The organism is Dietzia aerolata (assembly GCF_014144865.1).
Classification (GTDB): Bacteria; Actinomycetota; Actinomycetes; order Mycobacteriales; family Mycobacteriaceae; genus Dietzia; species Dietzia aerolata.
Genome location: NZ_JAALDM010000090.1, coordinates 1 through 3,102 on the forward strand (window position 1 = coordinate 1; position 3,102 = coordinate 3,102).

At 70.9% G+C, this 3,102-nt stretch carries 2 protein-coding genes; both read right to left on the reverse strand.

Annotated elements, in window-relative coordinates:
- A partial coding sequence (locus G6016_RS06340; protein ID WP_182631835.1) for a glycosyltransferase occupies nucleotides 1-1,824 on the reverse strand: 1,824 nt, incomplete at its 3' end.
- Nucleotides 1,825-1,850: 26 nt separating this feature from the next.
- Nucleotides 1,851-3,102: DUF6541 family protein (locus G6016_RS06345; RefSeq protein ID WP_182631836.1), on the reverse strand; the 1,252-nt coding region annotated here is incomplete at its 5' end.

Sequence of the window (3,102 nt, forward strand, 5' to 3'; positions counted from 1 at the left end):
CGCCCTCCGCCAGCGGTCCTGCGCCGCCGGGGCCTCGCGGACGAACCGCGCGAGCAGCGCGGCCAGCCGCTTCTGGAGCTCGGCGGCGCGGGCCGGATCCACCTTGCGGTGGTGCACCCCGGTCTGGGAGGCGTCGGTCACGTACACCTCGTCGAACAGCGCCACATGCCACCAGGCGGCGTCCTCGTACGGGATCGCCACGACCCCCCGGCGCTGCCGGCCGAGCTTCTGCACGAGCAGCCGCTTGGCCAGCACCTGGTCCTCGCGGTCCTCGCGCGGGATACCGACCTTGCGCTCCACCGTGATACCGGCCGGCAGCGCCTCCACGCCCAGCTTGGCGGTCTCCGGGTACCCCGCGCGCTCCTCGCGAATCGCCGCCAGCGCACGCTGGCCACCGTCCCCGACACCGAACGCGCCGTCGGGACCATCGAGGAACGCCTCGATGCCCCGCAGCCGCGTGGCCGCCAACCCGTACTGCATGGCCGCGACCGCGCGGAGGACGGTGCGCGCCAGGTTCTTGGCCATGTCCTTCGGGTCGATGCCCTGCCGGATCGAGGCCGTGACCAGTGAGTTCCGCTGTGAGAAGAACTGGCCGAAGTCGTCGCCGTCCTTCCAGTAGAAGTCGGCGTGCCACACGGCCGCGCCCTGGAGCGTGCACGTGGGCATCCCGGCCTGACGGCAGCGCAACCCGTATTCGATGTCGTCCCACTGGAAGAAGTACGGCATCGGCAGGCCGACCTTCTCCACGGCCTCACCGGGGATGAGGCAGGACCACCAGGCGTTGTACTCGGCGTCGATCCGCCGCTCCTGCAGGTTCTCCACCACCGACTCGTCGCGCAACGCGAACTCGTCCGCATCCAGGCCGCCCTTGAGCTCGGCAAGAGCCGTGCGCTCGGCGGAGACCAGCAGGTAGTCCGGGTTGTACAGGTACAGCATCTGCGCACCCACAAGCATCGGCTCGCGCGTCACGGCGGCAAAAGCGAAAAGTCGCAGCACGGTCTCCGGCTCGACCCGCACGTCGTCGTCCATGAGCAGCACGTCCACCGGGCCGGGCGCCCCGGGCGCGGTGGCCTCGAACATCCCGCGGCTGAACCCGCCGGCCCCGCCGAGGTTCGGCTGGCGCAGGTAGTGTAGCCGGTCGCCGAACTCGTCGGCGGCGTGCGCGAACTCCTCCCGGGTCTCGACCAGATCCGTGCCCTGATCGGTCACATAGAGGTCGTCGATGAGATCGGCGACCAGGGGATCGGACGCCAGCGAGTCGACGGTCGCCGCGCAATCGTCAGCACGGTTGAACGTGCAGATGGCCACGGCCGCGCGACGGACCGGCCTCGTCGTCGTCGTCGCCCATTCCACCTCCGACACGGTGGCGGCGGCGTCCACGGCGTGCACCTCCAACCACATCGCGCCACCGTCGGTGAAGGTGTCGACGGGCACGTGCAGCACCGCCATGCCGTCACCGTCGTGGTGGACCAGGTCCACCGTCCGCACGTGGGACCCGATGTCGGAGGCGCGGACCAGCACGTCCACCCGCCCGGCCGACTCGATCGACACCCGCACCATCAGGTCGGTGACGTGGGTCCACCGCTGCCAGTACGAGGCCTCGAACCGGCCGAAGTAGGTGTTGGTGTCCACGATCGCGCCGGCCTCGAGGTGCACCTCGCCGCGGGAACGGCGGGCCACGCCGCGGGTGAGGCGCGAGTACAGGTCGTCATTGACCCACTTGCGCGGACCCGAGAACAGGGTCCGCTGGAGGAGGAGATCGCGCTCGGCGCCGGGGCCGGTGTCGGTGTCGGCACCTGCGGTGGTCACGGTGGTGGCGTCCATGTGGGCGTTGCGCTCCTGATGATCGGTTATCCGGTGCCGCCCAGGGTAGTCGCCGGGGCGGTCGGGGCCGCCTCGACGATCGGTGAGTCGGTGTTCGGCGGCTGTTCGGGCGGGGTCATCGGGGGGATGCCGGGTGGCGGGATCAGCGGCGGATGGTCCGCGTCCACGGGCAGCACTTCGTAGAGGATCGCGCCGGAGTTCTCCGCGACCGGCCGCAGGTACGGGTTGTACTGCAGTCCGATGAACCCTCCCGGCCTGCCCGGACCTCCGACAGACTTCGTGCCCACGATGACCCAGCGCACGTCCTGCCGCTGCACCTCGTGCGTGATCGAGGGGTCGAACCCGTATCGGTTGATCGAGGTGTAGAGGGCCATGCGGTCTCCGCCTACCTGCGCCACCGGATCGTCGGACAGCGGCGACGGGAACATCACCGGCACGCTGTGCAACGCGTAGACCCACGTGGTGCCGTCGAACGGGTCGTTGAGCACCACGCCGCCGTCGTACAGTTCGCCGAGCTCGTCCAGCACGATGCGCTCCTCCGCGGTGACCGCCGGACCGGCCCCATAGCCCCAGATCCGCACCTCGTGCACCAGGAGAGCCTGCCCGGATGCCACCGCCACCAGGCACACCACCGCGAGCACCACACCGGCCCGCGCTGCCGTCCCACGCCCCGAACCCCGAGGGATCAGTGCACGAACCCCCGCCCCGGCCAGTACCACCGTCGGCACCGCGAGCAATGCCGCGAACCGATACATGTCGTCCCACCAATAGCCGGTGAACATCCGTACCCAGTCGCCTTGGAACCCCGCGGACAGCACGTACAGGACCCCGAAGACCACCAGCGCCCACACGATGGCGGCGAGGGGCCGCCGCCATTGCCGGACCGCCACCGCCGCGACCAGGCCGGCGACCATCAGCACCGTCATCCCGACGGACGACACCGCAGACGGCCCGTGGTCGAACGCGGTGACCACCGCTCCCGCGACCCCCATATGGCGCGGCCAGGAGAAGTCCGCTGCACCGTCACCCACCCCCGCCGCCAGCACGCTCAGGGTCCACGCCGCATACGCCCCCGCCGGCAGTGCCGCCAGCACGAATCCACCCAGAACCGTCAGTCGCGGCCGCAGTCCCGGCGCGACCACCAGACCGGCCATGGCCTGCCCGGCCACCACGATCGCCGCAGCCAGCGCCACGGATGGATGCACCGACCATGCGCCCGCCGTGCCCACGCCGAGCAACAACGCCGGCACCACCACGTCGGCCCCCGCCGTCTCCTGC